A 2,908-nucleotide genomic window follows, 5' to 3' on the forward strand; every position below is an offset into this window, starting at 1 on the left:
GACATAGAGCCGCGTGCCATCGGGTGAGATCGCCAGACCCGTCAGCTGCGGATCGCCCGTAGCACGGCCACGCCCCTGGGTTCCCGCCGCGATATCCGGGTCACCCAGCGCCCCGACCGAGTCAATCGTCAGCTCTTTTTCTTTTTTCCAGCCCGCGTCACTCTTGACGATGCGCGCGACTTTACCGCCCGCCAGAGTTGCATAGAGCGCCTCACCACTCGGCTCCCAGACAATCCCCAGTGGCCCCGCCTCAATTCCGGCAACTGCGGCTACGGTCTCACCTTGAGCGGTGAATATCGCGACTTGGTTCTGCGCCAGCACCGCCACGAGCGAGCCATCCGGGGAGAGTGCCAGATCTTTAGGCCGCGACGAACGCAGTGTCTGGAGCTTTCCCACCGGCGTCACCCGCTGGTTCGACGACACTAGCGTCGAGCCATCTGCCTGCTCCCCAATCTTCTCCACGCGCCCCTGCGTCAGCCCCAGCGTCACCGCTCCCAGGCCAAGCACCAGCGCCAATCCCGCACCCTTTGTCTTCATGCCGACAGGATACCAAACTTTTCGATTGAAGGGTTTTTAGGTGAAGAACCACGAACTAAGTACAGAGGCACTTTTTGAAGATGCAAGAAAGTCAATCCCAAACTCTCCTTCCCCGACAGCCGACGGTTGTATCCGCCCTAGCCTTCTCTCCTGATGGCAAGCTGCTTGCTGTCATACATCGGGGTGGTGTGCGCCTTCTGGATAGCCTGACGGGCAAGCTACGGGTGGCGCAGGAACTCTCCAAAATGGGTGTTTTCGGGGGGACGTTCTCGTCTCGTGGGACACTCCTCGCGACTCAGGGACAGCTCTCCTCAGGCGCGGAGATTCAGGTGTTTTTGTGGGAAACCAGCACGCTGAAGTTGATCCGGTCGTTGGCAGTCAAGGGAGCTTCTGTGAGCTCCGTCAAGTTCTCGACGAATGGCAACCAAGTACTAACGACAAGTAGTGACGGAAGAGTGCGTATCTGGGAGACGAGCACGGGCAAGACTCAGCAGACACTGGTTCATGACCAAGTCGAATGGGCCACTTGTCTGCCCGATCCGGAGAGACTACTCAGTCTCTCCAGTTTCCACTTCCAGGCTGAGCGACGCTACATGGTGCTCTGTCAGTGGAATCGCCAGACAGGTAAACTTCTGAAGCAAAGTAAGCTGTTTTATGGTGGTGTGAATGATATTTGCGACTGCCTAGCGCTCTCTCCTGATGGCAAGTTACTGGCATGTGGCTTGTATTCGCATAAATCCGGCGACCCTCTGCCCAGTTCCATACAGCTCTGGGACATCGAGACGGGAAGGCTTATACGGGTGCTAAAAGGGCATAGAGGTGGGCTGGATTCTATCGCTTTTTCCCCGGATGGCGAGCGCTTGGCAAGTGGGAGTACTGATAAGACGGCTCGGGTCTGGCAAGTAAAAACAGGAAAAACCCTTCAGGTGCTCCCAGGATTTCAGGGTAGTGTCTTTGCTGTGGCATTTTCCCCTGATGGCAAGCGTATTGCAGCAGGTGGCTACGACGGTAGTGTCCAAGTTTGGTAGAGCAGGCTGAGCGGTATACTAAGACCATGTACCGAAGCGCTGCTGCTATGTTGTTCTTGCTAGCTCTCAACGCTCCTCAACCCTCCTTCGTAGAGGGAGGGTGGCGAGGAACGAGCCGGGTGGGTTCAGATATATCCGACGAAGCATGGGTCTCACGGGGCGCGGATGGGACGCTCACGTACCGCGCCGACGAGAAAGGCAACCGGATTCCCGATTTCTCTCGTGTGGGCTACAAAGACAGCGACGTCCCCATTCCCAACCTACGCGTGACGCGAACTGTGGAGCCACCTGGGGATAAAGCCGCGTTTGCCGATGCGCTGATCCAGAAGGCGCTGGACGAGACCAAGAGCGGCGCGGTGCTTCTGAGGCGCGGAACCTATCGGCTTCAGGGAAGTATCACGCTCCGCAATCCGGGTGTGGTGCTCCGTGGCGAGGGCGAAGGGGCTGAGGGTGGCACGGTGCTGATCGCGACACAGAAAAAGCAGCACACGCTGATCGTGGTGGGCGGAGAGGGGCAGGCACGGGTCGAACGCGACTCGCGGCAAGAGATCACGGATGACTACGTGCCCTGTGGCGCGGACACACTCACGGTTGCGGATGCCAGCGGCTTTAAAGTCGGCGATGAGGTGATCGTCCGGCGGGCGAGCACGGCGGGCTGGATCGCTGCGATTGGGATGGACAAGATCCCTCCACGGAGCGATGGCACCGCGATCCAGCAGTGGGCACCCGGCAGCAAAGACCTGGCCTTTGAGCGACGCATCACGAAGATCTCCGGCAAGACGCTCACGCTGGATGCACCGGTGACCAATGCGCTGGAGCGCGAGTTTGGGCCGCACACCGTGAGCAAGCTACGCTTTCCCCAGCGCATTGAGGAGGTCGGGGTGGAGAACCTGCGCTGCGTCTCGGAGTTCGCCTCGCCCTACGACGAAGATCATGGTTGGAGCGCGATTGCCTTTCGGGCAGCGCGTAACGGCTGGGTGCGCAAAGTCACGGCGGAGCACTTTGGCTTTGCCTGCGTCGCGATTGGCCGCAGTGCGCGCAATATCACCGTCGAGGACTCCACCTGCCTGGATCCTATCTCCAAGATCGAGGGCGGCAGGCGCTATCCGTTCCAGCTCACGGGCCAGCGTAACTTAGTCCAGCGCTGCAAGGCCCGTAATGGCCGCCATGACTTCGCTCTCGACTCGTCGGTGCCCGGCCCCAATGTTTTCTCCAACTGCACTGCTACCGAGAGCCATGCCGACAGTGGGCCGCACCACCGCTGGAGCTGTGGCGTGCTCTACGACAATCTGAAGATCACGGCGGCGAAGGGGGCAAAGGGCGTGGGGATCAATATCCGCAAC

At 59.6% G+C, this 2,908-nt stretch carries 3 protein-coding genes; 2 read left to right on the forward strand and 1 reads right to left on the reverse strand.

Annotated features, from left to right (window positions below):
- Positions 1 to 537 (reverse strand): LpqB family beta-propeller domain-containing protein (locus tag RMO15_RS19945; protein ID WP_309715943.1); only part of this gene is annotated, 537 nt, incomplete at its 3' end.
- Between the two features lie 80 nt (positions 538 to 617).
- Here RMO15_RS19945 and RMO15_RS19950 point away from each other — a divergent pair.
- Positions 618 to 1,565: a WD40 repeat domain-containing protein gene (locus tag RMO15_RS19950; RefSeq protein WP_309715946.1), complete on the forward strand. Its 948-nt coding sequence runs from the start codon at positions 618 to 620 to the stop codon at positions 1,563 to 1,565.
- A 119-nt stretch (positions 1,566 to 1,684) separates the two neighbouring features.
- Positions 1,685 to 2,908 (forward strand): hypothetical protein (locus RMO15_RS19955; protein ID WP_309715949.1); only part of this gene is annotated, 1,224 nt, incomplete at its 3' end.

The sequence above is a fragment of the Armatimonas sp. genome (assembly GCF_031410135.1).
Taxonomy (GTDB): Bacteria; Armatimonadota; Armatimonadia; order Armatimonadales; family Armatimonadaceae; genus Armatimonas.

Bases quoted from the DNA above. Each gene is read 5' to 3' on its own strand.
- RMO15_RS19950 (WP_309715946.1), top strand. From the start codon at position 618: ATGCAAGAAAGTCAATCCCAAACTCTCCTTCCCCGACAGCCGACGGTT.